Source organism: [Flexibacter] sp. ATCC 35208, assembly GCF_001975825.1.
Lineage (GTDB): Bacteria > Bacteroidota > Bacteroidia > Chitinophagales > Chitinophagaceae > Chitinophaga.
On record NZ_MTKN01000037.1, the window covers coordinates 1 to 26,771 of the forward strand.

Consider the following 26,771-nt stretch of genomic DNA (forward strand, 5'->3'; position numbering starts at 1 on the left):
ATAAACAACTTCAATAATAAAAATAAAAGCTGGTCTAAAAAGACCAGCCTTAAAGTTCTTTTTTAAAACTTTTTTTCTCGAGGGCTTGTTTTTCAACATAGAATACACGCTCTTCGTTATTTGAGTACCAGGTGGTGTAAGGTTTTTGTTTATTCCCGACCAACCTAATAAGGGAATAATCATTGAAGAACGTTTTTCCCGGATTCCCATCAAGGGGGGGATGATAATATTACCTGCTCAGGAACTTTGTCTCAAAAGGCTCTTTTACGCAGCTCTTCTCTCATGATCTTTCTTACCAGTTTATCTGCATCAATATTATAATTGATATGCATACCCTGTTTTTGATGCGCTTTTACTTTGGTAAAAATCAATTGAATCTGTGCCCCCAGGCGATAGAGTTCCTGCACCATGTCTGCATTACGTATAATAGTTCCCTTACTGGTAATGAAGTTTGCATGGCTAAGTTTATATTGTCGCTCCATCAATCCCGTTACATACTGGCTATCAGCGTAAATGTGCAGGTGTTGGATGTCTTTAAAATTGTTTTGAACATATTTTATTCCTTCTATTACTGCGGATAGTTCCATCCTGTTATGTGTAGTGTCTTGTACGCTGCCAGACAAGACCACTTTCCCCCCGTCTGTCAATATGATGGCAACCCATGCTCCCTGGCCACTTTGGGGGTGACAACTTCCATCTGTATATATAGCCGCTGTATTGATCATATCTACAAATGTAAGGTGAATTCCGTCTAACCATTGTTATTCTGCCTGACATGTGCTGGTCAATGTTAGTGCATCAATGCTTGCTCAAATGGGGTGGCCCGGGATCACACCAAATTGGATATTGAGCGAAGATGAAAGGCGCGGATGTGGAAGCGGTTGTTTTCGGGGAATAATAGAAAATAAGGCAAGGAGCCGATGATCCGGCATTGATGCAGGTAGCGCTTTTGGAAGAGGTTCGGTGTCAACTAAATATCACCATTCTATCAGAACAAACCGATTGTGCAGACCGATAATTAAAACCTGGAATTTGGAACCCGATCTGGCAAGGGAGTTTGTAAACTACCCGGGAGTTGGTATTTTTACAACTTAGGGGATTAAATGCTTGTCAACAGTAAAACACCAGACGCTACTATTGGGTCTGCCTGTACAGCACTTATTTAATTCCTTTTTAACTAAATCTTATGAAAATGTACAAACTATTATGTGGGTTCCTGTTGCTTTTCTGCCTGCAAAGCAAAGCACAATCTAAAGATTCATTGAATGTAAAGCTGGCTGAAGCCAAACGTGAGATATTGGCGAATGTCGTTATTAACGACAACGCGAATAAGGCGTTTGATGGTTTAACGCAGAAAGCAACAGAGGCTTATCAGCATGATGGATCTAGTAAAAATCTGGCTAAGATCCTTGAACGCTACCGGGCATTGTTAACAGAAATCAAAGGTGCACAGACGCCTAAAGTCAACAATACCGAAGAGTTTGAAGTTAGCTACGAATCTGTAAAAAAAGCTAAGTTGAAACTCTGCCCGCTTTATCCTTTTTGCGATTAAGTTGTAATAGCTCCGAATTGCGTCGCCAATCAGTTCATATAATAGTTATGAAAAATGAATTGGCTTACTGACCATTGAGCGAACCAATATAGATTGGAAAATGAGAAGCTTACAATAAAGTAAAATAGCTAAAAAACGAGGGTGTATCATGAGTCAGATACACCCTCGTTTTTCTGAAAATGGTTTTCATTCCCCGTTGGTTGTGAATTCCCTTTTTCATGAATGTTTTTTCTGAAAATAGTTTTCACTCCCCGTTGGTGAATTCCAACTTTCATGAATGTTTTAATTCGGATACCTGATGGAGCCAGATTCCATTTTATGCGTTTCTCAGGAGTTTCATTTATTTATGATACACTCTCATTTTTTGTGCCCGGTAGGGTAAGTTTTTCGAACCAGGCTATGAAATCAAGGACCTAATACCTGGCTGAGTTTTACCGGGGAGTGAGATCATAAACAAATGCGATGATTTAAGATCCAGGAGAAGAATGGGGTGATTTTCTCACCTGTACAATATCAATATAAAATTATTTGTTTCTTAAATACCAATATGACTGTGTTTAATGAAAGTTAAAAATTATTAAACATGTCATAGGCTTTTCAAGTTATTCCTCCGAAATATTCAGCAATGTCAGCAGGTCTTTTTTAAACAAGGCGTTATCTGGTAAATGCTTATTGACATGTTCCGGAATAGGTCCTGTAAAATAAACTTTTGAGCCTGGAACAGCCATACACACAGTCTTACAATATTTAATAAAATCATCCTCTGATAAAGGAGTCGTTAAATTAGTGACAATAAATGCGAAATCACATGCTGTAACAATACGGTCAAGACTTTCATAAGGAACAGATTGCCCCAGATATATGGTCTTAAATCCCCGTGATCTCAGTATATAATTAAAAAATAGTAGTCCTATCTCATGCAACTCATTTTCGGGCAGGAATAATAACGCGGTACCGAGCGCCTGGTTTACTGCACGGGTAATTCGTTCGGTAGCAACTATGATCTTGTTCCGGATGAGATTGGAGATAAAATGTTCCTGGGCAGGATTAATGGTACCTATCTGCCACATAATACCAATACGGCGGAAAAATGGAAAAATGTGTTTGATGATGGTATTTTCAAATCCTTCAGTCATCACTATATCCAGGAATGTTTTATTAAATAGTTCTTCATCCAGGTTGATAAGGCTTAAAAGTAAGCTATCGCTATATGTATCTTGCTGGTTTACAATTTTAAGTCCGGATATTTTGCTTGCAATTTCGGCATCGCTCATTTCACTGATGGCTGAAATTTTAAAGCCATATTGTGACAACATACTGATATTCAGTAGTTTTTTGAGGTCTTCATTGGTATAGAAACGGATATTCGTATCTGTTCTGCCTGGCTGTACAATTTTATATCTCTTCTCCCAGATCCTAATAGTATGTGCCTTAATGCCAGATAGGTTTTCGAGATCCTTAATTGAATACATTTCAGATGCCATTATTACAAATTTGAATTGTCAAGGTAGGTATTTATAAATATCTGCCTTTCCATAAAACGATTATTCCTGGGCAAAATTAAATCTTTTGTTTATCCTTTGTTTTGAAAGTTTAAACACTATCTTTGTTTAACATTTTCAATAAAAGATGAAACAAGAACCAGGTGAAAAGGTTTTGGTAATTGGTGCTGGGTATGCAGGCTTAACTGCTGCCATTACTATGGCCAGTTATGGATACCAGGTAACTGTAGTAGAAAAGCATGAGACTACCGGTGGGAGGGGGAGGGCATTCAGTGAGAGTGGATTTACATTTGACATGGGACCTAGTTGGTATTGGATGCCAGAAGTGGCTGAAGGCTTCTTTAATCGTCATGGACGTCGAATAGGAGACTACCTGTCTCTTGTACGATTAGACCCTTCTTACCAGGTAGTTTTTGGAAAGAATGATGCTGTTCAACTCCCGGCGTCTTTTAGTGGTATTTGTTCTTTATTTGAAAGTATAGAAAAGGGTGCAGGCAGTAAGCTGAAAATATTTATGCGTGAGGCTGAATATAAGTACCAGACAGCTATGAAGACTTATATTAATAAGCCGGGCCTTCATATAAGTGAGTTATGCAATGTAGAGGTACTACAATCAGTTCTGAGAATGGACATGTTACAATCTTTCAGGAGTCATGCCAGCAAATTTTTTAAGGATGAAAGGCTTTTAAGGATTATTGAGTTTCCTATATTATTTCTGGGAGCTACTGCTGATAAAATTCCAGCGATGTATAGTATGATGAACTATGCAGATATGAAATTAGGTACGTGGTATCCTATGGGAGGAATGGTAAAGTTATCGGAGGCGTTGACAACGCTGGCACGGGAAAAGGGGGTACATTTTTTAAATGGTACAGAAGTAACAAGTTTGGTAGTGATTAATGATAAAGTGTCGGGAGTAGCTACCAATAGAGGGGTCATTTCAGCTGACATTGTGATTTCCGGTGCAGATTATCATCATACGGACAGGGAATTGTTACCTGTGCAAAAAAGTAATTACTCTGAAGAGTATTGGCAGAAGCGGGTAATGGCACCTTCGTGCCTCATTTATTATATAGGCGTTACCCGTAAATTGCCAGGCCTGCTACATCACAATCTTTTCTTTGAACATGATCTGCAACAGCATGCTGCTGCTATCTATAAGACATCGACATGGCCAAGTCATCCCTTATTCTATTTATGTTGTCCTTCTAAGACGGATATTAGTGTGGCACCTGAAGGTATGGAAAATCTGTTTTATTTAATTCCAACTGCTCCTGGGTTGGCAGATACGCCAGAGATAAGAGAAAGGTATTTAAAAATGTTGTTATCAGAAACGGAATTGTTTTGTGGAGAGCGTTTCGAAAAGGATATTATCTATTCCAGGTCCTATGCCTACAGTAATTTTATTGAGGATTATCATGCATTTAAGGGAAATGCTTATGGATTAGCTAATACGCTTGGGCAAACATCATTTCTAAAGCCTTCTATTCGTCATAAGAAGATCAAAAATTTGTTTTTTACTGGCCAGCTGACTGTTCCTGGTCCTGGTGTACCTCCTGCTATCCTTTCGGGGGAAATGGTTGCTCATCACATTTTAAAACAAAAATCTGTCAAACATGAAATCTTTATTTGATAAAGTAAGTGCAGGTTGTAGTAAGTTAACAACGGAGGCATATAGCACATCATTTTCTCTGGGTATCAAATTGCTGGATAAAAAATTTCATGGGCCAATTTATGCTATATATGGATTTGTGCGCTTTGCAGACGAAATAGTTGACTCATTTCACGAATATGATAAGGCTGCATTGCTTCGGCATTTCAGAGAAGAAACTTATAAAGCTATTACTGATAAAATAAGTCTGAATCCTATATTGAATAGTTTTCAAAGTGTTTATCATACTTTTAATATAGAACAGGAGCTGGTGGATACATTTCTGGATAGTATGGAAATGGACCTCCACCAGCATTTTTACACCCGTAGTATTTATGAGCAATATATACTGGGTAGTGCGGAAGTAGTAGGTCTGATGTGTCTGAAGGTTTTTACGGAAGGAAACGATGCTATTTATAACCAGCTACGCACACCGGCCATGAAGTTAGGCGCAGCATTTCAGAAGGTCAATTTTCTCCGGGATGTAAAAGCTGATAGCCAGCAACTAGGCAGGCATTACTTTCCACTTGTCAACCTGGAGCATTTTACAAATGGGGATAAGTTTGCCATAGAGGCAGAAATATCAGCTGATTTCCAGGCGGCTTTAACTGGTATATTCGCATTGCCACTCAGCTCGCGAAAGGGAGTGTATCTTGCTTATGCTTATTACCAGGTATTGTTTAAAAAAATTAAGAGTTTGCCGGCACAGCGCATTATGAATGAGAGGGTGAGAGTACCGAATACTCAAAAGCTTGGTATTATGTTACAAACTTATTTATTCCCATTTAATTTATTGCAGCAATGATTGATAATTTTGTTTTTATTTCCATGCTGCTATTAGGTTTTGTGGGCATGGAAGGTGTAGCCTGGCTGACACACAAATACCTGATGCATGGTCCGCTATGGTTTTTGCATAGTGATCATCACCGTAAACCAGAAGGGCAATTTTTAGAAAAGAATGATTTTTTCTTTTTGATATTTGCTCTTCCTGGAATGGCGTTATTTTTAATTGGTACCATTCATAAAAGTTTTTTCCTCATTGGTCTTGCCTCGGGAATTACATTATATGGATTTACTTATTTTATGGTGCATGATATATTTGTTCATCAGCGCTTCAAATGGATTAGGAATAGCAATCATATTTATCTTAGGGCACTTCGGCGTGCGCACAAAATGCATCATAAACATCTTGGAAAAGAAAAAGGGGAATGTTTTGGAATGCTGTTTTTCCCGTTAAAATATTTCAGGTTAGTTTCAAAAAAGAATGTTAATGAAACACCTTTACCTGTGGATTGATATTAGTGCTATAATTGTTCCATTTATAGCAAGCTTTCATCCGCGGGTGAAATTTTATAAGGTTTGGGGTGTAGTATTTTTAGCTATGCTACTGTCAGGGACTTTATTTATTTTGTGGGATATAGGGTTTACTCAGGCAGGAGTGTGGGGATTTAATCCATCGTATATTTCAGGAATTTATTGTTTTTATCTTCCTGTTGAAGAGGTCTTGTTTTTCCTGTGTATTCCTTACGCCTGTACATTTTCTTATCATTGTCTTACATTGTTTTGGCCACATAAGAGTTTTTCACCTAAGATCTCATCTTTCATATCATGGGTGCTTATAACAGGAGGATTGATCGTTTCCATTTCCTTTTTCAGGTATAAGTATACCAGTGCAACGTTTCTTTTACTCGCATTATTTATAATGTATGTAAGGAACAAGAGCTGGGTAGGCCACTTCTATTTTTGCTATAGTTTGCTATTAATACCTTTCATTATTATAAATGGGTTATTAACAGGGAGCTGTTTAGAAGCTCCTGTTGTCTGGTATAATAGTCATGAGATCATTGGATGGAGAATATTGACTATACCTGTAGAAGATGTGTTTTATGGATTAGTGTTGATTGGATCACAGATTGTTTTCTACGAATTGTTTGCCAGGGAAAGATGGATATCTGAATGCCGGCAAGTTACCCATTCCTGACTTTTTTAAATTTATCAGGTTGTTGCTATTTTTCGGAGCATGCCGCGGAATATGAAATAATGAAATGGGAGCATCAGGTACCAGTAAAAACGTCCGGTAAGCCCTACAGGTCTGAAAGTGGCTTCCTGGCGAATTATTCCTGCATCGGAGACACTAAATTCTAACCATGCTTCACCAGGTAATTTCATTTCTGCATATAGCAATAACCTGTTTCGGGTATGATCCGCATACAGCACTCTCCAGAAATCAAGACTATCTCCTATTGCCAGACGTGTTGCATGTTTTCTTCCACGTTTAAGTCCGACGCCGCCAAATAATTTATCTATAAATCCTCTGATTTCCCAAAGCCAGTCTGCATAGTACCATCCAACGTTTCCTCCTATAGAAAAAATTTTATCAACTGAGCTTTGGATGTTTTCAGCTTTGATGTATCGGCAATCTTTAAAACAACCATATTGAGGTACCTGGATATGATATGGCAGGCTTTGAAGATTGTTGCCAGAGCTGAGGGCATCTTTCCAGGTAGATAATACCATATCCTGTTCTATTTTATCAAAGGCCATCCTGATAGCAGTGCGGTAGTCGATAAGGGAGATTCCTAATGTTTCTGCCAGGTTATTAGGGCGTGCAACAGTTTCTACCTTCATGCTATCGACAAGGTTTCTGGCAAGCATGTAGGAGGTAGACGTCACGAAATATAGCCAATAAGACGAAAGTCTTGGTGTCATTACGGGCACTGTTAAAATGTATCTTTTCAATCCTCTTTCTTCAGCAAAGATCTGGAGCATTTCTTTATAGGTTAACTTATCCGCACCATACAAGTCGTAAGTTTTTCCGAAAGTTTCTTCTTTCAGGAGTACGCCTGTTAAGAATTCAATAACGTTTCTGATGGCAATGGGTTGTGTATGTATATTGAGCCATGCAGGAGCGATCATAACAGGTAGTTTTTCTGTCAGGTCGCGGATTATTTCAAAGGATGCACTTCCTGAGCCAACCACAATTCCAGCGCGTAAAACTGTAATTCTTGCCTTGCAATCTGCGAGTATTTCTTCCACTTGCTTTCTGGAATGCAGGTGTGTGGAAAGGTTATCTGCATTTACAATTCCGCCGAGGTAGATGATCTGTCTGGCGGAAGTGTAATTCATAGCGGATACAAAATTCATTGCAGAGCGTTTTTCCATTTCAGTAAAATCCCCTTTTTTACTCATGGAATGTACCAGGTAATATGCAGCGTCAATATCAGGGGGGATTAACCCAGGGGATATGGGGTTCAGGAGGTCTGCTTCAATAATATGCGGTGTATATAATTCCTGGTTTACCCTGTTGCGATCTCTTACCAGGCAGTACACTTCATGACCTTGCTCAAGAAGTACAGAGAGTAATCTTTTGCCAATATAACCTGTGCTACCGGTTAGTAAAATTTTCATAAATAATATCTATTGTCAGTATTGATCTTAATACAGCATATAGGGAGCTTCTTTGCAGATAATAAATAGGAGGTCAGGAGGAAAAGGACTGCATCTAATGGCAGTTTAAAAAGAGTATATAAGTAAATATACTGGAAATTTGCTGTTTAATGAATAATTTGATTAAATAAACAGGTTATAGGTTATGTACAGATATGTCACTAGATATTTGTGGTTTATTATGGTTGATATTCACATTGACTATTTCAGTGGTTAATTATACTTTTGTTTGATTAAACAATGTGAAATATAAACAAAATGTCGAACCTTACTCAGGCTGTGAAAAACATTCTGCTTGCTGATGATGATCTGGACGATAATGTTGTTTTCATGGATGTTGTTAATGAGATTGACAATCAAATAAATGTTAGCATAGTAAATGATGGGGAGGAGCTGATTATCGGGTATCGAATCAACCACGACCAGCCTGGATGCTTGTAATCTCCCAGGTTTTCATCTTAATCACTTCGAATTTTAGAACTGAAAGTAATATTAGAGATAACAAGCAGGCCTGGCAAAGATCTGGCGGGCCTAAAACAAGAACGAGGCCGTATCAGAAGTAAGATACGGCCTCGTTGAAATGGCATTATTTGAATAACAGTTGGGCAAACTTGTAGAGATTATTACGCCATACCGGCCAGGTATGGCCGCCAGGATATTCGCTGTAGTTATATTTAATCTGCATTTCATCAAACTTTGCCAGCATATTCTGGCAGTTGTTGTATGCTATGTCTTCTTTGCCGCCCATACTGATCCAGAATTGTTTCAGGTTACCATTGATTTTACTGGCTGACTGCTTCATAAAAGCATATTGCTGTTCTGCCGCCGGTTGCTTGCCACCAAACCAACCGGAACTGAACACGCCCAGATAAGCAAATTGATCAGTGTTATTGATACCTGCATAAAGTGTTTGTATACCACCCATGGACAGGCCTGCCAACGCTCTGTGTTCCGCGTTCGCTATTGTACGATAATTTTTTTCAATAAAAGGAACCGCAACGCGCATTAGTTCATTTTCAAAAGTTCGCAACGATTGCTCATTGAAGGTTCCAGAAGATACATTGCCATCCATCATTACCACCAGCATAGGTTTAGCTTGTTGTGCAGCAATGAGATTGTCGAGGATCAGGTCGGTCTTGCCCTGCGCACTCCATCCTCTTTCATCCTCGCCTCCGCCATGCAAAAGATAGAGTACCGGATATCGTTGATTTGTAGCGCTATCATACCCTGGAGGCGTATATACAAAACAACGACGCCAGGAATTAGTGATGGGTGAGAAGTAGCGCTTGATCCTTACATCGCCGTGAGGCACATCTTTAATAGCATAAAAAGCGCCATCGGCAAAAGGAATCTCAATACCAGCAGCCATACGCCCCATTCCATAAAAAGTTTCGCTGGCCGGATCAGCAACGGCGACACCGTCTATCAACAGAGAATAGTAATGGAAGCCTTCACCGATAGAATCAGTAGTACCCGTCCAATAGCCTGCGGTATCCTTTATCAGGTCATATTTTTTACCAAGATCAATTTGCACCCGTTGCGCCTGTGGTGCTTTCAAACGAAACCCGACACGGTTATCAGGCAATATCTGTGGGAAACTGGCATTGCGTACATTAGTAGTCGCAGGCGTACCAAGCACTGTATACTGCGTAAAAGTATTCGGATGAATAGGCTTAAAAAGCAACTGGGAAAACATATAGAGGCTGTTTTTCCAGACTTTGAAGTCATGCACACCCGGCTCTATATAATAAATGTGTGGCACCTTGTTTTCATATAGGTAGTCATGCGTACGTTTACTAAAGCTAATCAGGTTATCATTATCGCCGCAGGAAATCCAAAGTAGCCTGAGCTGCCTTTTCGCAATTTCCGGATCAGGCACCAGTAACTCGGGGCTTCGGGTATTAGGAGCTGAAGAAAAACCGCCAACCCAGGCAAACCGATCAAGATTACCCAAACCAAAGTTAAGCGCCTGGCCTCCACCCATAGATAAACCCGCGATGGCACGGTGCTCTCTATCAGTCAACACCGGGTATTGCTTTTCAACAAAAGGAATAAGATCCTGTAGCAGGTCCTGTTCAAAAGTAGCGAACGCCTGAATTTTATCAGGTGCCATAATATTGCCTGTAGCGCGATCATCTTTCATTGCTCTTCCATTTGGCATTACAACAATCATTGGCGCTAATTTACCGGCCGCATACAGGTTATCCAGGATCACCTGCGGGGTGCCACCGTTGAGCCACTCCTTCTCATCGCCACCAATGCCATGCAGTAGATACAATACAGGATATCTGGTTTTTTTAGAATAACCTGGGGGTGTATACACTATTGCCTTGCGCTTAGTAACAACTGTTTTGGACGTGTACTGGATGGTATCGATTTTTCCGTGGAGAATCTCATTACGCAAGGAATCAAAACCCTGAGGCGCATGGGTAACAATCGCTTGAGTATGCCCGGTTATATAGGCCATACAAAAAGCTGCAATGGCAAGGATCAACCTATTCATGGTTATTATGGATTTAGTTTCAACAGTTTAATACTTCGTTAATACAGACGTGCGTAAACAATGGCGGGTGTTATTTATTTTTACCCAACAATGTAAGGTATTTTCCGAAGAAATCATTGCTTTAACTTTTTGATGGGGCTCCTGCCATCATTATGGTTGAGGAGTCGCTAATAGTTCAAAGGCGGTGATACTTATTCCTCATCATTTAACGATGTTTTTCCGTGTGATCTCAGTATCAGGTTTCTCAGGCGGGCTTCGTTTTCATCTCCCCAATGGCCTAAAGCTGAGATGATGGGAATTAAAGTCATCCCAAAATCGGTAAGATAGTATTCTACCTTGGGAGGTACTATCGGGTGTATTATTTTTGAAACAAGTTCATGTTGCTCAAGCTCATTCAACTGAATATTTAACACTCTCCGGGAAGCATCCGGAATTTTCCGTTGGAGTTCACTTGGCCGCCGGTGCCCTTCGTTGATAAACCATAATAACCTTATCTTCCACTTTCCATATAAGACCTCCGCAATTAGATCGAGTCCGCAATTCAGGTTTGGTAAAATTTTTCTTTCATACATAACATCAAAAATAACTGATGTTCCGGATTCGGATAGGGATAAATTTATCCCTATCCGAATCCTATTTCCGTACTTGTTTAAAGTGATACTATGTTACAATTTTGTACAAATGTTAAGATATGCAAAACGGATTCCATTTCAATAACGAATTATCAGGTAAGATCGCATTGGTAACAGGCGGCACAAAAGGGGTGGGAAAAGCCATTGCCGAAAGATTGCTAAGTGCAGGTGCTACGGTAATTACTACAGCAAGAAAAGCACCGGAAGAGCCGAATGCTCAACTTCATTTTATTGCAGCAGATCTTAGTAAATCCGAAGGAGCAAAGAAAGTGGCACAGGAGGTTTTGTCTACATATGGCAGACTTGACATACTTGTAAACAATCTTGGCGGCTCTGAAACACCTGGTGGTGGATTTGCGGTTTTAAGCGATGAAGATTGGGAGCAAACCCTTCAAACGAATTTGCTGGCGCCCGTGCGTTTAGACAGGGAATTTTTAACACAAATGCTGGCACAGAAAAGCGGCGTAATTATCCATATTGCATCTATTCAGGGGAAGTTGCCGTTGTACGATTCCACCTTGCCTTATGCTGCTGCAAAAGCAGGACTCATCAATTACAGCAAAGGGTTGTCAAAAGAAGTATCTCCCAAAGGCATACGGGTGTTGACCGTTTCACCGGGTTGGATCATGACCACATCTGCCACACGCATGGTAGAACGTATCGCAGAAAACTCAAACACCACTATGCAGCAAGCCACGCAAAGCATTATGGACGCGTTAGGAGGAATACCTTACGGCAGACCCGCACAACCTGAGGAAGTGGCCGAGTTGGTCGGTTTTTTGGTTTCATCCAGGGCGAATTATCTAACCGGAACAGAATACATTATTGACGGAGGAACGATCCCAACGATTTAATAGGTTTAAATATTGATACAATGAATTTACCAAAAGTAATAGCAGATTTAGTACATGCACAGGACAGTTTTGATAGTATCGCTTACGCCAATTGTTTTTCTGAAACAGCAGTGGTATATGACGAAGGCAATACGCATACAGGAAAAAAAGAGATACAGCAATGGATTACCGAAGCAAATAGAAAATATAAGACAACGATGAATCCAATAGCCTATAAGGAAAAAGGTGCTGCATCTTTACTAACAGCAGAATTATCAGGAACGTTTCCGGGTAGTCCCATTGTGCTGCATTATCATTGTGAAATTACCGACGGATTGATAAGTTCTTTGAGGATAACGTCGTGATGAGTTTGATGTATAATTCCGGTATTGTATTAAGGTGGATGGAAGGCGTTAGCAAGAAATGCAACGCTGATCTGTATGAATGACTATAAACCAAGCCATTATTATATAATATGAAATGCTCCTAAAAACTAACAGCTTTTAGGAGCATTTTTATAATGGGAAAAGAGATGGATTTTTGGGAGTTGTTCAGGCCCCCGATGTTTACCGTTATTTCATTTTCTTCAATATGTTCTTTACTGGATTAATAGAATCAAAAATATGGCTTAGGGCGCCAGGTGCCAGGGAATTGTTGTTGTTATGACATGTGAAACAGCTGAAAGCGGTTCCTTGTAGATAAGTTTCCATGGTACTGTTAGCCAGCAAACTGGTACCTATTGCGCTGCCTTTGGAGGGATCTGAGGAATAGACGTTTCCATTAGGAGCTGTGCCACTATTCGTCCATGTGGCACCAATAAATACATAGTTTTTGCGAATATCATTGCCGGGGATCATGCCCATAATATTATTGTTGATTGATATTACTTCAGTATTGGAAGCGGAAGCGCTGGTATCCTGTTGGTTGGGAACAAGGTTAAAGGCTGCACCGAAAGGGAATAGACGCAGTGTATTGCTGGCGCTGATAGTTGTATAAGGTGCTTCAGCAAACAGTGTATTAACGCTGTCTGCAGTCATGTGAGGGTTATTGAAGGAATCAGCAGGTAGTGAAGTATTGCTGTTAAAGAGCCAGTTGCCTTTGTCTGCCGGAACAGTCTGTACTATTTTGTTGGAATCGATATATTGATAAGACGCATTAGGTGTATTGCTATTATGTTCAAATGTCGCCCATATCATTTCCGGGTGACCAGCCACACTGCCTACTACGTGCATTCCTACCAATGCAAGTTTTACCTGTTGTTGACCGGTGACAGGCCATTCTGAAGGGGAGCTTGTATTGTAAGTAGGGATGATAGCGTCTATTGTAACAAAACCACTTGCGTCGCTGAGGCTATCTGCAATGATCCACGAAGTTTTTAATTCAATGGCCAGTGCATTGGAATCAGGAGGTAGACTGTAGCCTTGTTGTTTTGCGTAAGCCATAATGCTATCCCGGCCAGAGAGGGTAGTGGGGAACTGGTAACCTGACATATATTTAGCCTGCACGGCGGCAAGGAAATAAGCATACATGTCATTGACAAATGTTATATAATATACGAGCGAGCCATTTTGTGCCATTAGTGCATCTTGTGTAGCCTGTGCCAATTCTGTTTCTACCTGGTTACCATTCATATCAAAGAAAACATTTCCATTGCTGGTAGCAAATGCATGGATGACGTTTTTGGGATTTGTAAGCTTAGTGACAAATTGCGGTTTTTCGATGGCTACCCCTTGTTTATCTTTTAAAAGAATAATCCCCTTAGCATCTTTCCCGACAGGGCCTAGTTCAATTATTTTGCCAGAACTGTTTTTTACCAGCACTTTTTCTCCGGCTTTGTGGAACCACACTTCAAATAGATGGCCTTTCCTGTCAGAGAATAAAGGTAGTCTGTTAGGACCATTTTTTTTGAGAGCAGGGACTACCGGTAAGATGGTACCAGGAAGATGTTTAATCAGTGTCATACCTCCGGAAGTATCAGGAGCGACTGTATAAAATACCGGCGATTCCAGTACTCTTCCGGTAGATCCATACTCGCCAGTGTTGGGTGACGTAACCCATAAGAACATGCGTTCGGACCATTGGTAGAAATCGCAATTGTTTTGATGACCGAACGTGATACTATTAGCGGGAGTAACATGTCCGTTTTCTGTTGCTTTGCCTGTCAGGAACCATGTGTTAAATGTGTCTTGTGGAATGGTACAGGTAGATAATGCGTCTTGTGGTAATTGAATGGTGGAATAAGCGGTCTTGTTTTGTGAAAGTACAGCAGGCTTCTTGCTGTTGTCTTTACATGCGCTCCATAGCAGGACTGCGCCTGTAACCGTAAGGAAAAGGATTGCAATAATAGTGTTTTTCATCTTGTTCATTTTGATTTTGAGGAAGTAATTAGAAATTGTGTCCTTTCAAGATGTCGTATAGGTTATGATTATTACTAAAGATAGGGGAATGTGAGTAATTTACTTATTCATCACAATGTTCGCAGGCAGTACATGCTCAGGAATAAATGCTGTAGTGAACATTTCTTTAACAGGCAGGTCCTTTTTCAGCAACCCAATTCTTTTGGCTACATTATAGATCTCCTGTAGTTCTTTTTCATCTGGCGTCAGGCGAACATATGATACGCGTCTGGGTGTGGATGTCAAAATATAATTCAGCAGTGAGGAATCCTGTCTATTATATCTGGAAATGATTTTTGCGGCATCGGCACGATGGATCTCAGCCCAGGCCCCAGACTCTGCTATACCCCGCACAAGTTCTTTTACTACTTCTGGTTGATTGTTAATGAGATCTTCATGTACGACCAGGACACATGATATGAAATTAGGCCAGATATCCCTGGCGTAATAGAGCACCTTTCCTATTCCCTCTTTCTCCGCTTTTGCACAAAAGGGCTCACCTACAAAATATCCGTCTATGGCCTTGGCGGCTAATGCTGTAGGCATATCTGGTGGTGGTAATGGTACAAATTGCAGATCATCTGGTGATAGGCCCTGCTTCTCCAGCAGCTTCAATAATACAAAATGCTGATTGCTGTAAAGACTGGGAATAGCGATCTTTTTCCCTTTGAGATCATGCAGGTTTTTAGCACTGCTATTGATGGGTATCACCAGTTCTGAGCCATCCCGGTGACCGAGGTAGCAGATCTTTACCGGCACGCCGTCTTCTCTCAGTTTCATAGCCAGCGGGGCTAACATAAAGGTAGCCTGTAATTTTTTGGATTGTATGGCACTTGCAATGGTAGGGAAGTCGGAGAACTTCTGAGACTTGAAATGAATGGCTGCGCCGGAAGTTTTGGTGGCATAGTCAACCACCGGGCAGGTCAGATGACAGGTAACAGGCAGATAGCCTACCTGTAATTCCTGCGGCAGTTTCGTGGCAGTGCCGGAAGCTGTCTTTTCCAGTGGCAGGACACGGAAGCGCAGGATAGCCAGCAGGGCCACTACCAGTCCTATACCCAATAGTATCTTTTTCATAATTTATATTTATTTCAGGGGTTATACAAGAATTTTCTCCATTACATGGGCAGCTACTTCCAGCAGCTCGGGCTGGGTATTATGCCTTGGATGGGCTACTTTTACATACATCTCATGACAAACACTGGTAGGGCGGCTTGTCAAAATGATGATCCGGTCAGCTATCTGCACTGCCTCATCAATATCGTGGGTCACCATGACGAGTGTCTTGGGTCGCTTATCCAATAATCGGATAAGTTCCTTCCTGATTTCCATGCGGGACAGATAATCCAGGGAAGAGAAAGGTTCATCCATGAAAATGATATCTGAAGTACCCGCCAATACCCTGGCAAGTTCCACCCGCTGCTTCATCCCGCCGGACAACTCATGGGGATAATATTTTTCAAAGCCTTTCAGATTGACCAGATTGATCAGGTCCTGGATTTCTGCATCCCGACGTACAATATCTTTCATGTGACGCAGGCCAATACCCACGTTTTCTGCCACCGTCAGCCAGGGAAACAGACCGCCCTGTTGGAAGACCGTACGTACGGAACTAGTAACCTTTACCCGACCGCTGGCAGGTTGCAGATACCCCGTTAACAGGTTGAGCAAAGTCGTTTTTCCACACCCGGAAGGGCCTACAATTACTACCCTTTCCCCACGCCTCACCTCGATAGTGATATTGTCAAGTACTTTCATGTTGCCGTATGTAAAGGAAACATTCTCCAGTATAATATGTGCGTGATCATTGTTTACCATAACCCCATTTTAAATTATCAGCTTTTGTAAATCTTTGGAATAATTTGTCAATGCCCGTACCAATGGTGCCGATCGTAATCATATAACAGACGGCTGTATCCAGTCGTAAGCCGTTTCTGGCATCCCATATCCCATATCCCAATCCATCCTGACAACCGACCATTTCTGCGGCTACAATGACCACCCAGCTGATACCATAGCAAATTCTCATGGAAGTCAGTAATTGCGGCATAATAGCCGGCAACGTGACCTTAAACAGCAGTTCTGTACCGTTATAGTCATGATCTCTGGCCACACGGAAATAAATATCCGGGATCGTAGCAACAGCTGATATTACTGATAAGGTAAGCGGAAAAAAGGTGGCCAGGAATATCAGGAAAATAGCTGGCTTGTCACCTATATGGAACCATAATATCGCAAAGGGTATCCAGGCCAGTGGAGATAAGGAACGGAAGAAATTGAGTATCGGCAGTATAGCCGTATTCCAGTTTCGGTTCCTTCCCAACCACAGCCCGATAGGGATAGCCAGGCATGCTGACGATAAAAATCCGATGGCAACTCTCCATAAAGAAGCAACAATATCATTCAATAAGCGAGCGGTGGAGAGCTCCTCCTGGAAACTTTTTACCACGGACAGCGGAGAGGGGAATGCATATTCAGGGAAGATCTTTAATAAAGAAATCACCTGCCAGCAGACTAAGATAAACAGGATAGCCAGCGGTGCCAGCCAATTTTTATGTATCATATTGCGCGTATTTTTGGGGTAATAATTACCTGGACCGCATTGCTGCGATCATTTTTCTGTAGATGTCAGGCGGAAATACTATTTATTCTTCCCCGAAATTATCGTAATAGGTATAATCTCCTGAAATCTTGCCGTCCTGGAATGTAAAAATTGTACAGATAGGTAATTCAAAAGTGGTACTGTCGGGGGCAGTGCCTTTGGATACAAACTCTACGATGACATGCTGATCACCTGATGGGTACATTTTTACTATCTCATCCCTGACATCCGGGAATGCCTGCTGCAAGCCACTGTACTTTTCAATAACCTGGGCGGTGGTCTGTTTCACTAATCCACTTCCTAATGAGGGATCCTTGAATTCAGCTGTGGGCGTGTACATTTCAGCCATCTTTTTCCAGTCGTGGTTATTAAAATGCTCGAAATACTGTTTTACCAGGGCCTCATTGTCGTTACTCATAGTTGTCGATTTTTGGTTGTTACATGAAATGAATATCCACATTACAAAAAACAATCCTGATACTTTCTTCATATTTAAACAGATGGTTTATTTCATACGTGTCTTTTCGTCATTGCTGATCCATGCGGGCTTCTTCACTTTTACTTTACCTTTGTTGATGAAGTTGTATTTTAACGTCAGTATCAGTTGCCGGTTGTCTGCTTTCTCCTGGTAATTGGATTTCCAATAGACGCCCTGCAACGTTCCTACATACTTTAAGGTTTTCAGGAAATCGCTCACACTCAGCTTTAGCTCAATCTTATCTTTCAGTAGTGTCTTTTTGGCGCCGGCTGAAAATGAACAGATTGTTGAAAACTTAAACTGTCCTTGTACGGATGGTGTTATTAATGTATTACTGAATTCCAGTGATGTTCCTTTGGGCAAAGCAAAAGAGTGTTGGGTGAACAACTGAAGGGTAACACGTGAGTTGTCCGGATAACCCAGTACTTTCGCTCCTGTTTCAGCAAATTTCTGGTAAGCTAAATTTACATCAAAATAGCTTTCCCACCACTTTGTAATATCTAATGGTACCGCAATATTCAAATCAATATTAGTAAGGTCTCCGATATTGGCCGGTTTCAGCTTCTGTTCTTTGGTGTCTACATTTTGAAATTGTGCGGTAGTAAAGTAATTAGTCGTACGGAATACGGTGAGGGCTGCTGTGTACATTTGCTTCCACTGTGCATTCACGGTGATTTTGTTGGTAAATGCTGGTAATAGCGAAGGATTTCCTTCCAATGCCACGTAAGGATTTACATAGTACACAAAAGGATTGATATCCACATAATTAGGACGGGCAATTCTTCTCGCATAAGCTGCCCCGACTTCCCAGGCTTTGTTGAGCGGGTAATTTAAAGAAAGACTGGGGAAAAGTCCGGACATATCCCGCGAAACACGAAACTGATTGACCGTTGAATTCCCATTTACCTTGTCATCCTCATATCTCAAACCAGCCTTTATCTCCAGTTTTTTGATATGTGTGTTAACTTCAACATAAGCTGCTATAAGATTTTCCTTATACCTGAAAGCATTTGATTTCAGGCTATCCATTTTAAACTCATTGTTGATATAGTCACTGTATTCCACATTGTTCTTTGTAGCCACATGACTGTATTTAAGTCCTGCATCTAACTTTGTCCCTTTTTTCAGATTCACTGCATAATCCAGCTGGGTGGCCCATACCATGATATTCGTAAAGGAATTATTACGTACCAGCTCCTGCCAGTTATTTCCTTTTGTATATTCATTGTAGTAATCCCCCAGATTATTCTTGTGACTGGACAGATAATCTGAACTAAATGTAATAGTGTTCGCAGAATCTATACTATTGCGATATACCAGATTCACAGCGTTCTGCCCGGCACTATAATGCTCGATAGCAGTAGAGCTGACGTCGGTAATTGTATCATTGGTTTTCAGCCGGATCGCATTGACCTGATCGACTTTTCTGCTGTTATTACTACCACTGTAAAAGAGGCTAATGGATTGCCTGGCTGTAGGTTTTATATCTATGCCCGCTGAATAGTTATGTACCTTATCCGGGATGTTCTCAAAAAATACATTTTGCTCCAGTGAGGAGTTCTGGTAGAATGATAGCTTCTCATGAATGTCACCCAGCGATTCCTTATAATTTACGCTATAGTTGGCATACAATGAATACAATTGCTGTCCTAATGAAAGGTTGACTCCAGCATTGTGCCTGGGATAATATTTATCATATCCCAAAGATGACCCTGTTCCTACACTCAGGTTTCCTGCCAGACCGGTAGCGATCTTACTTTTTGTCCTGATATTGATGACAGCCGTCCCTTCAGCATCGTACTTAGCGGAAGGATGTGCGATCACCTCTATGCTTTTGACAATATTGACAGGAATTGTCTTCAGGTACTGCATCAGGTCACCTCCTTTCATATATACAGATCTGTCATTGACGGTCACCAGCACTTTCTCCTGACCATTTAACAAGATGTTCTGCTGATGGTCTATAAATATGCCTGGCAAATTACGGATCAAGGAAATTAAATCTGATTGGGATGAGCTGATAATGCCGTTCTCCACGTTGAATATAAGCCGGTCTTTTTCTTTTACAAACAGGGGTTTGCGTGCATGATGAGCAACTTCAGATAATTGAGCAGAACTTTTTCCCAATAGCACATTGATGTTTACTCCGGGTGTGACAGCCATTTCTTTTTTTTCAAAAGAGAGATGGCTGATACGGATAAAATAGTCTTTCTCTTTTAAATCCTTAAATGAAAAAGCACCATTTATATCAGACACCGCCACTGCAACATAGCTGGTATCCGTTGTTTTCAACAGGGTGATAGTTGCCAGCTCAATGGGGTTGCCACTTTCATCCGACACCTTCCCACTCAGGATGGATTGGGCCCTGACTTGTTGTAAAGTTATTAATAGTAAACAGGTAAATATGATTTTCATAGTGCTAATTTTCATTCAGCAAGGGTATAAAATGACAGCTCTGATACAATGTATTCGGGTATATGTGTCGGGTGTAAGCGTTCTTCTTTTCTGGTAAAGAAACCTATTTCATGAGTACCCTGCGCGACAATGTTTTCTCCCCTGAAGTATTCAAATTTTAGCTTTAGCTTATTTTGAGATATACTGATGAGATACATTGCGATCAGGACCTTGTCGAACGCGTGTAATTCTCCCACATAGTTACAGCTACAGCCCAGGGTAACAAGTGCAAGCCCGTTCTCCATATCCTGTAGGACCTGTGGTGTTTTTTCCAGCAGAAAATGTTCCCGGCAGGTACCCTGCCATTTGACATAATTAGAAAAATAAACGTTCCCGACTACATTTGTTTCTTCAAAGGTGACAGTATGGAAGTATTCAAATCTTTTCACTATAGACGTTTTTATGGATATCACCTAATACTGCTGTGAATACGGCTTTTCCATCCACCTCCTTTAATTTGAAAGCGATAGACAGGATGGAGGATTGGCCACATTTGTAATAATGTATAGCAGATGATTCTTCTTTTTCAAACAGGATTGTTTCCAGCAGATTAAGACCCGCCTTCTTAATGCTCTCCATGATCCCCCAGATGCGGGTTCCGGCTACGGAAAGCTCTTCTCCGGTATGGGTACTGACAAACCGGGCCAGTTCATAACGTTCTTTCCCCAGAAATGTTTCTTTAAAAGAAGTTACTTTTTCAAGATCACAACCTATTTTATAACCAGCTTGTAACTGCAGGGTCAGGTCTTGCAGGTGGGTCCTGGAAACAAAGCTATTTTTGAGAGAGGGCTTCCCATCATAGCGCCGGAGAATGTAGTCCTGTTGACGCCAGTCCGTGCTATCCTGCTGACCGCTGATTTCATCCATACGGCGCTGGGCAATGACTTCAATCAGTACCAAAGGAAGTACCGGATCTTTTTGTGCTGTGAAAGATTGGAAGGTTACCTGGTCCCAATATTCCACGGGCAGCCCCTCTTCATCCAGCAGCAATAGATCATAAGTGTATATATTGCCTGATTTTGATATTTCTTTTGCTTCGATGCGGTGAACAGTTTTTGTACTTACCGTATATATTCTTCTCACACCTGTTGGCAATAATCTGTAATCAGGTACACAGGCCTGTATACAATGTAAAGCAGCATCTCTTGCTACAGGAGAGGTGGAGAGTATTTCCGGGGAAAGAAACTCGCCAAAGTAGTTGATGCTGGTAGGAGGTTGTAAGGTTACCCCGCATTGATATGGAGATAAAGCATCATAATGATCAATCACCTGGAAAATGCCCCGGTGGAAAAGCAACTGACCATAGAGGTCTTCAGCGACATTCAGATCCGGCATATTACTGTCAGAAAGAATAAATGGCTTGATCGCGGCCGGTTTTACAGTGATACATGTTTCAAAATGATCTTTTCCGTAACCAGTGGCGCTGCTTCTAAGTACAATTTTTATCACATCTGGCGATAAGCGTAAAGCGATCACCCTGATGGTCTGTGTCTCGCCTTCTTCCAATATGATCGGGTAACTGAACCTTGTATCAAGGAAGATATAATTGCTCTCTGCAGGGAAAAAAGCAGCAGCTACCTGCCGCATACATTCCAAGCCCATGACAGCAGGAAACACATATCCCCCATTGAGCATGTGGTCTTTCAGGTACAAATCATTGATAGCAGACAGTTCAAACTCAGTTATTAGTTCAATGCCGGGATATAACAGTCGCACATGTCCCAGAAAACGATATAAGGGCAACGTAAGCGGTGGTGTCTTCAGCGTCTCCATTTTACCGTAACGCCCGGAGATAATGAGGTTATGTCCGGAAGGGAAATTTTCCATCCACGACATAAATATATCGACGCCCTTTTCCAGGCTGATTGGTTGAATGCCTTGTTGCATCAGGTTTCCCAGCACTCCCAGATGTTCTCCCATACCAGCACCGCTCCACACAGACCATTCTGCATTCAAAGAGAAACATGCTGGATGAGTAGAAGCATAATTAGCAACTTCTTCTCTGAGCCATTCATTGGCCAGTGCATAGTCGGCATTACCATTCATACCACTTTCTGCTATCACCGATCCAAAAGTGATCAGTAATTTAAGGTCACTATTTACCAGGTTCCGGAACCCATCTATCTTCACATTAACAGTGGCATGCAAATCATTAGCAGTTAATTTGAACCATGGAGTAGGTATGTTCCTGCCTGCGCCATGTATAACGCCTGTGACCGGGCCCAATCTCACACTAGCTGCCTGTATCACTTTACTGATCGCTTTTTCGTTACAGATATCCACACTGTGGTATTCATAAGTGATACCCGCTGCATCAAAGCGTTCCAGGCTTTGGCGAAGGCGATCGTCATTGGCTGCACGACCGATCAATAATAACTTTACACCATATTTGGTAGCTAATGATAAAGCGCATTCCGCTGTAATACCCTTTGCGCCACCGCTGACTAATATGACATCCTTCTCTGTGAGCGGCACCTGGCCACGGGAAGGATAATTAAATACAGGGCAGAACATAGGTGTATAGCGAACACCGTCTATATACTTTACTTCCGTAAAGCCTTTATTGGCATTTACTTCACTGTTGATAAGAGTTGCGTCTGGTAAAACGTCAGTATTGATAACGACACAGCGTAGTCCTTTTTTATCAAGGAAAAGGCTTTTGACAAATCCGGTTACCAATGGCCGATCCTGTATAATAACCAGTAGATCCTTCTCCTGCAGAGATGTTAAAACGCCTGGCAGCATGTCCAACACATCGCTATGTGAACAACCTATAAGATTTAGGTAAATACCATCAGCCCCAGGCTGGGAGTCCACTTTAAGCGGTGTGTTGATATATGATGTATGAAAGAAATGTACCCATGGCTCAATGCCCGGCAACTGATCTGTTTGCGGTGCATCATTCATTTGGGAGACAGACAATACAGCTACCACTTCCGCAATACTGGCATTGGCATATTCGGTTGGAATGCCTTGCATGACAATTTTCTGGCTGGAAGCAAATCCCGCAATCAATTGGCCAACCTGTAAGGAATTCAAATGGAGGTCATCCAGAAAGCGGGCATTGATATCAATCTCTGCTACTGGTAATTCCAGCTTTTGTGCGATCAATGCGCTGAAAGATGCCAGTAGTCCGGTATCCTGTTGAGGCGCTTCTACTGGCATATTACCGACAGTGATGGAAGTATCGTCCTCACAGGGATTGGCTATGAACCTGGCCTGCCAGTTGATGTCAAATTGCTTAACTGGCCGGTCTTTGATGAAGATATCAAGCTGTATATCTGTACCGGCAGTCCAGATCAGGCCTGCAGTTTCACACAATCCCTGTGTGGTTTGACCATCCATCGTAATGGCAGCCACTGGTTTCTTCGTAAGATCTCTGGCAATTGGTGTAAGCGTTTTATCTCCTCCTACCTCCACCCATAGATCCACCAAATCATCAGCCTGTTGAAAAGCAGGCATAAATAAAACAGGATTGCTCAGCTGTCGTATCAGGTTTTCTTTCACATCATCTGACGAGCTGACAGTAGAGATCATCTTCCGGGAAGGCTTTTGTATGGACAGTTCGCTGACCACTTCACGTAAGCGATCTTCGACCTTTTTCATCCTGCTGTTGTGAAATGCATAACGGACAGGTAATAACATCGAAGGAACCTTTTGTGACAGCAGGTAGGCTTTACAGGCATTGATATTATCAGCAGTACCTGATAAGACTGTTTGTGTAGGTGAATTAACAGCTGCAATTTCCACATTCTTCACTGTTATGCGGTCAGCAGGTAGTGGAACTATGAGCATCAAGCCGTCAATACCTGGGGTATCGTGCATGATCTCTCCCCGTTTTTGGGCCAGCTGTATAGCTTGTTCTTCACGCAGATAACCACTCCAGTGCAATGCTGATATTTCGCCCAGGCTATGACCTATGCCCACTTCCGCCTGCACACCTAATTGTTCCAGGATGCGTAATCCAATCATCGATGTACCGACAATGCCAGCCTGGATCATATCCAGCTGCTGACTGTTTTCCTTGCCGGCAGGATAACTTTCAGGAATACCTATTTGCTTAAAGCGTCCTGCTGTAGCAAATCGTTTACTTCCCTGACCGGGGAATAAAAACCCGATACGGGATTTAGTGGTGCCTGCATTGTAGTAAAATCCTTTATTTTCTATAAAATCATGCCCCTGCGTTATCAGGTGTATCAATTTCCCGAGTTTCATTGAGAGTTCTGCCGGCGAAGCAGCTACTACCGCTGCTCTGAATGAAGCAGGTTGTAATTGTTTCATCAGGTGCGTACTCAGGTCACCCAGTTCTGCAAAAGACAATGCCCCTGCATAGGTGTTGACCATATCCAGTTGCGCCAGCAGTAACTCCGGAGTGGCGGCTGCAAGCAGGAATAGCTCGGTGTCCGGGGCAGCAGGGATTGCTACACTAACCGGCATTGTGGGCTGATATTCTTCTATAGTGATATGTGTATTGATACCACCAAACCCCATTGCACTCACACTTGCTCTCATCGCTTCCTTCTCCGCATAAGGGATGGCTTTAAATGGAAGGTTCAGGGCTGTTCCATCCAGTAAGTTATTTTTATTCCGGCAACCGGTCACCGGGGGGATGATCCGGTTTTTAACGACATTAATGATTTTAATAAACCCGGCAATACCTGCAGCAGCTTTTGTATGTCCTATATTCCCTTTTACAGAACCGATATAATGCGCGGCAGTTGTATTTCTAATTTTGCCAAGCAGGGTCTGTAATTCAACCTGGTCACCTACTGGCGTACCCGTACCATGTCCTTCAAAATAAGCGACTTTATCCGGCTGATAACCTGCCTTGGCGTACGCTCTTTCCATGGCCAGTGTTTGACCATTGACAGAAGGGCGTGTCAGCCCTCCCTGTCCATCAGAAGAAATTCCATATCCTTTGATAAGACCATGGACCTTTAAATTATTGGAAATCGCAAAAGACAGCGTGGAAAGGACCACAAAACCACATCCTTCACCCGGCCAGAAGCCATTGGCATCTTTATCATAGATCAGCATCTCCTTCGAGGCAAGAGCACCAGCTCTTGAAAAACCTACCAGCTCAAAAGGATCCAGGCTCAGGTCTACGCCTCCGGCAATACAGACTTCATTATCTCCTGCGGCAATATGCCGGCAGGCATCTATCACCGCCAGCAAAGAAGAGCTGCAGGCTCCATCGACTGTATAACCACCACCATGGAAATCGTAGTAATTACATATTCTCCCCGCGATGGTATTGGATAAACCACCCGCCAGCGAATCTTCGAACATTCTGGGGAAAGCAGACTTATAATCTGCCTCCATATCCTGCATAAAGGTCGCCAGCATATCCGGGTTCAGATCCAGTTTATGCAGGTTGGCCATGAGCTTTCGCTGTACATAAGGCCAGCGTAAACGCATTGTATTCGCTCTGGAAAATTCCCCTGTCAGCGTATTCCCTACATACACGCCTACCTGATCTTTCGGGAGCTGGTTATTTTTCAATAAACCCGCATCCTCCATAGCTTCAGAAGCTACATCCAGGGCCAGCCAATGGGTAAGGTCTGTGCCCCGGAACACTTCTCCTGATATATTATATTTCTTCCTGTCAAAGGCATAATTACTCAATACGGCTGCCATAACAGTACGTATTTTATCATCATCCTTATCTGAAAAATACGCGGCGTTCAATCTCACATCCGGAATTTTCCGGAAGGCTCTTCGCTGCGCCAGGATATTTTCCCAAAACTCCTGGTAGCTATTGGCATCAGGATATTTACAGGCCATTCCGATAATCGCTATTTCATTTTTCATATGTTAACCCGCTTGAAGAAATATTTAACCGTGGCGATAATGCGTATTTAGCGGCGCCTACCTTTGGAATACTGAGCAGTATGCCTCTCAGGATACACACAATAAACAACGCAAAGAACAACCCGAATACCACATGGAAAATCATCAGCACACCATACACCATGGCTACAGAAAATGCATACAGCATTTGTTCGGTAATACCGGAAGGGGTAGTGGCAGGATCAGAGATCATATAAAATGTGAATAACAGAAACGCCACACCAGTACAAGGTAGTAAAGCAGCTGTCAGTGATACATCAAAGAAGATGCTTCTTAGCACGGCCTGTGCCACAAAGCCAGTGAGCCAGGCAAGGATCAGTGGTATTCTGCCGGTGAATTTGAAATTCAGGAATGTTCCAGCTGTCACCAGAATAGCAGGAATGATCCAATCTCCCCAGCCAGTCACATTTTCCGTGAACATATATGGGGGTGAAATGCCGACCCATGAAAACAGGATCAATGTCAGTGCAATGCCTGTATTGGAAGGATTAAGGAAATGTCTTGATTTGCCATTGATGATGATCCTGAAAATCACTTTTGAACTAATAGCTGCTGCAGATGCAAATACTATTGGTGATAAATCGCTGTTGGCAAATAGCAACATAGAAGTAGCCATCCCTGTAATATGTGCTGGCAACAGGAAGTTGACAAGATTTTTCCAGCTACCGCTAAAACGGGGGGGCTTATGATTAGCGGTTGCAAAAAGGTATTCATACAACAATTCCAGTGAATAGGTAGTAGCTAATGCTGCCAGCGGATATGCCCATGATTGTTCAAAACCAAGGAAGAAATGTCCGGCAATATTGAGTACAGTGATAGCTAGTGCAAATCTTCTTAACGCGGGAAGCGGGTTATACACTTTGTCCATGTA

Annotated in this window: 22 protein-coding genes; 7 read left to right on the plus strand and 15 right to left on the minus strand. The window is 41.9% G+C overall.

Annotation, left to right across the window (positions count from 1 at the left end):
• Positions 1–183, minus strand: a 183-nt coding sequence (locus tag BW716_RS37670) for a hypothetical protein (RefSeq protein ID WP_220388806.1), incomplete at its 3' end; no start/stop codon positions are given.
• A 68-nt stretch (positions 184–251) separates the two neighbouring features.
• Positions 252–725, minus strand: coding sequence for a ribonuclease H (locus BW716_RS21475; protein ID WP_083725834.1), 474 nt, complete (start codon positions 723–725; stop codon positions 252–254).
• Between the two features lie 467 nt (positions 726–1,192).
• Between BW716_RS21475 and BW716_RS21480 the strand changes: the two genes are divergently transcribed.
• Positions 1,193–1,552, plus strand: coding sequence for a hypothetical protein (locus BW716_RS21480; protein WP_083725836.1), 360 nt, complete (start codon positions 1,193–1,195; stop codon positions 1,550–1,552).
• 602 nt (positions 1,553–2,154) lie between these two features.
• On the opposite strand, the gene BW716_RS21485 is transcribed toward BW716_RS21480, so the two are convergent.
• Positions 2,155–3,036 carry a MerR family transcriptional regulator gene (locus BW716_RS21485; protein WP_083725838.1) on the minus strand — a complete coding sequence of 294 codons (882 nt, stop codon included), beginning with the start codon at positions 3,034–3,036 and terminating at the stop codon, positions 2,155–2,157.
• Positions 3,037–3,181: 145 nt separating this feature from the next.
• Here BW716_RS21485 and BW716_RS21490 point away from each other — a divergent pair, with 145 nt between their 5' ends.
• The 4 genes from BW716_RS21490 to BW716_RS39030 are packed head-to-tail and all read left to right on the plus strand — an operon-like array spanning position 3,182 to position 6,686.
• Complete coding sequence (locus BW716_RS21490) at positions 3,182–4,687, plus strand: NAD(P)/FAD-dependent oxidoreductase (protein ID WP_083725840.1); 1,506 nt, start codon at positions 3,182–3,184, stop codon at positions 4,685–4,687.
• On the plus strand, positions 4,671–5,510 hold the full coding sequence (locus tag BW716_RS21495) for a phytoene/squalene synthase family protein (protein ID WP_083725842.1): 840 nt from the start codon (positions 4,671–4,673) through the stop codon (positions 5,508–5,510). The genes BW716_RS21490 and BW716_RS21495 overlap by 17 nt, the downstream gene beginning before the upstream one ends.
• Positions 5,507–6,001 (plus strand): sterol desaturase family protein, encoded by a 495-nt coding sequence (locus tag BW716_RS21500; RefSeq protein ID WP_083725844.1) that lies wholly within the window; start codon positions 5,507–5,509, stop codon positions 5,999–6,001. Before BW716_RS21495 ends, BW716_RS21500 begins: the two co-directional genes overlap by 4 nt.
• Positions 5,976–6,686, plus strand: coding sequence for a lycopene cyclase domain-containing protein (locus BW716_RS39030; RefSeq protein ID WP_179091216.1), 711 nt, complete (start codon positions 5,976–5,978; stop codon positions 6,684–6,686). Before BW716_RS21500 ends, BW716_RS39030 begins: the two co-directional genes overlap by 26 nt.
• 14 nt (positions 6,687–6,700) lie before the next feature.
• Here BW716_RS39030 and BW716_RS21510 read toward each other — a convergent pair whose 3' ends face one another.
• From BW716_RS21510 to BW716_RS21525, 3 genes are all read right to left on the minus strand, one after another.
• Positions 6,701–8,113 carry an SDR family oxidoreductase gene (locus BW716_RS21510; protein WP_083725848.1) on the minus strand — a complete coding sequence of 471 codons (1,413 nt, stop codon included), beginning with the start codon at positions 8,111–8,113 and terminating at the stop codon, positions 6,701–6,703.
• Positions 8,114–8,738: 625 nt separating this feature from the next.
• Complete coding sequence (locus BW716_RS21520; protein ID WP_083725852.1) at positions 8,739–10,655, minus strand: alpha/beta hydrolase-fold protein; 1,917 nt, start codon at positions 10,653–10,655, stop codon at positions 8,739–8,741.
• 191 nt (positions 10,656–10,846) lie between these two features.
• Positions 10,847–11,227 (minus strand): helix-turn-helix domain-containing protein, encoded by a 381-nt coding sequence (locus BW716_RS21525; protein WP_083725854.1) that lies wholly within the window; start codon positions 11,225–11,227, stop codon positions 10,847–10,849.
• 119 nt (positions 11,228–11,346) lie between these two features.
• Between BW716_RS21525 and BW716_RS21530 the strand changes: the two genes are divergently transcribed.
• On the plus strand, positions 11,347–12,141 hold the full coding sequence (locus BW716_RS21530; protein WP_083725856.1) for an SDR family oxidoreductase: 795 nt from the start codon (positions 11,347–11,349) through the stop codon (positions 12,139–12,141).
• Between the two features lie 20 nt (positions 12,142–12,161).
• A complete protein-coding gene (locus tag BW716_RS21535) occupies positions 12,162–12,485 on the plus strand; it encodes a nuclear transport factor 2 family protein (protein ID WP_083725858.1) in 324 nt (107 codons plus the stop codon).
• A 207-nt stretch (positions 12,486–12,692) separates the two neighbouring features.
• On the opposite strand, the gene BW716_RS21540 is transcribed toward BW716_RS21535, so the two are convergent.
• The 9 genes from BW716_RS21540 to BW716_RS21580 all read right to left on the minus strand — a co-directional run bounded on the left by BW716_RS21540 (position 12,693) and on the right by BW716_RS21580 (position 26,768).
• Positions 12,693–14,477 carry a hypothetical protein gene (locus BW716_RS21540; RefSeq protein ID WP_143708951.1) on the minus strand — a complete coding sequence of 595 codons (1,785 nt, stop codon included), beginning with the start codon at positions 14,475–14,477 and terminating at the stop codon, positions 12,693–12,695.
• 99 nt (positions 14,478–14,576) lie between these two features.
• Complete coding sequence (locus tag BW716_RS21545) at positions 14,577–15,593, minus strand: ABC transporter substrate-binding protein (RefSeq protein ID WP_083725861.1); 1,017 nt, start codon at positions 15,591–15,593, stop codon at positions 14,577–14,579.
• Between the two features lie 21 nt (positions 15,594–15,614).
• A complete protein-coding gene (locus BW716_RS21550; RefSeq protein ID WP_083725863.1) occupies positions 15,615–16,334 on the minus strand; it encodes an ABC transporter ATP-binding protein in 720 nt (239 codons plus the stop codon).
• On the minus strand, positions 16,321–17,079 hold the full coding sequence (locus BW716_RS21555; RefSeq protein WP_083725865.1) for an ABC transporter permease: 759 nt from the start codon (positions 17,077–17,079) through the stop codon (positions 16,321–16,323). Before BW716_RS21555 ends, BW716_RS21550 begins: the two co-directional genes overlap by 14 nt.
• 82 nt (positions 17,080–17,161) lie before the next feature.
• Complete coding sequence (locus tag BW716_RS21560) at positions 17,162–17,536, minus strand: nuclear transport factor 2 family protein (RefSeq protein ID WP_220388807.1); 375 nt, start codon at positions 17,534–17,536, stop codon at positions 17,162–17,164.
• An 87-nt stretch (positions 17,537–17,623) separates the two neighbouring features.
• Entirely contained in the window at positions 17,624–20,011 is a 2,388-nt protein-coding gene (locus BW716_RS21565) for an outer membrane beta-barrel family protein (protein WP_179091217.1), read from the minus strand.
• Between the two features lie 11 nt (positions 20,012–20,022).
• Positions 20,023–20,439, minus strand: a complete 417-nt coding sequence (locus BW716_RS21570) for a thioesterase family protein (protein WP_083725871.1) — start codon at positions 20,437–20,439, stop codon at positions 20,023–20,025.
• Positions 20,426–25,861 (minus strand): type I polyketide synthase, encoded by a 5,436-nt coding sequence (locus tag BW716_RS21575; protein ID WP_083725873.1) that lies wholly within the window; start codon positions 25,859–25,861, stop codon positions 20,426–20,428. Before BW716_RS21575 ends, BW716_RS21570 begins: the two co-directional genes overlap by 14 nt.
• Positions 25,851–26,768: an enediyne biosynthesis protein UnbU gene (locus BW716_RS21580; RefSeq protein WP_179091218.1), complete on the minus strand. Its 918-nt coding sequence runs from the start codon at positions 26,766–26,768 to the stop codon at positions 25,851–25,853. The genes BW716_RS21575 and BW716_RS21580 overlap by 11 nt, the downstream gene beginning before the upstream one ends.
• Positions 26,769–26,771 lie beyond the last annotated feature (3 nt).

Bases quoted from the DNA above. Each gene is read 5' to 3' on its own strand.
- BW716_RS21475 (WP_083725834.1), bottom strand. From the start codon at position 725: ATGATCAATACAGCGGCTATATATACAGATGGAAGTTGTCACCCCCAA.
- BW716_RS21480 (WP_083725836.1), top strand. From the start codon at position 1,193: ATGTACAAACTATTATGTGGGTTCCTGTTGCTTTTCTGCCTGCAAAGC.
- BW716_RS21485 (WP_083725838.1), bottom strand. From the start codon at position 3,036: ATGGCATCTGAAATGTATTCAATTAAGGATCTCGAAAACCTATCTGGC.
- BW716_RS21490 (WP_083725840.1), top strand. From the start codon at position 3,182: ATGAAACAAGAACCAGGTGAAAAGGTTTTGGTAATTGGTGCTGGGTAT.
- BW716_RS21495 (WP_083725842.1), top strand. From the start codon at position 4,671: ATGAAATCTTTATTTGATAAAGTAAGTGCAGGTTGTAGTAAGTTAACA.
- BW716_RS21500 (WP_083725844.1), top strand. From the start codon at position 5,507: ATGATTGATAATTTTGTTTTTATTTCCATGCTGCTATTAGGTTTTGTG.
- BW716_RS39030 (WP_179091216.1), top strand. From the start codon at position 5,976: ATGAAACACCTTTACCTGTGGATTGATATTAGTGCTATAATTGTTCCA.
- BW716_RS21510 (WP_083725848.1), bottom strand. From the start codon at position 8,113: ATGAAAATTTTACTAACCGGTAGCACAGGTTATATTGGCAAAAGATTA.
- BW716_RS21520 (WP_083725852.1), bottom strand. From the start codon at position 10,655: ATGAATAGGTTGATCCTTGCCATTGCAGCTTTTTGTATGGCCTATATA.
- BW716_RS21525 (WP_083725854.1), bottom strand. From the start codon at position 11,227: ATGTATGAAAGAAAAATTTTACCAAACCTGAATTGCGGACTCGATCTA.
- BW716_RS21530 (WP_083725856.1), top strand. From the start codon at position 11,347: ATGCAAAACGGATTCCATTTCAATAACGAATTATCAGGTAAGATCGCA.
- BW716_RS21535 (WP_083725858.1), top strand. From the start codon at position 12,162: ATGAATTTACCAAAAGTAATAGCAGATTTAGTACATGCACAGGACAGT.
- BW716_RS21540 (WP_143708951.1), bottom strand. From the start codon at position 14,477: ATGAAAAACACTATTATTGCAATCCTTTTCCTTACGGTTACAGGCGCA.
- BW716_RS21545 (WP_083725861.1), bottom strand. From the start codon at position 15,593: ATGAAAAAGATACTATTGGGTATAGGACTGGTAGTGGCCCTGCTGGCT.
- BW716_RS21550 (WP_083725863.1), bottom strand. From the start codon at position 16,334: ATGGTAAACAATGATCACGCACATATTATACTGGAGAATGTTTCCTTT.
- BW716_RS21555 (WP_083725865.1), bottom strand. From the start codon at position 17,079: ATGATACATAAAAATTGGCTGGCACCGCTGGCTATCCTGTTTATCTTA.
- BW716_RS21560 (WP_220388807.1), bottom strand. From the start codon at position 17,536: ATGAGTAACGACAATGAGGCCCTGGTAAAACAGTATTTCGAGCATTTT.
- BW716_RS21565 (WP_179091217.1), bottom strand. From the start codon at position 20,011: ATGAAAATCATATTTACCTGTTTACTATTAATAACTTTACAACAAGTC.
- BW716_RS21575 (WP_083725873.1), bottom strand. From the start codon at position 25,861: ATGAAAAATGAAATAGCGATTATCGGAATGGCCTGTAAATATCCTGAT.
- BW716_RS21580 (WP_179091218.1), bottom strand. From the start codon at position 26,768: ATGGACAAAGTGTATAACCCGCTTCCCGCGTTAAGAAGATTTGCACTA.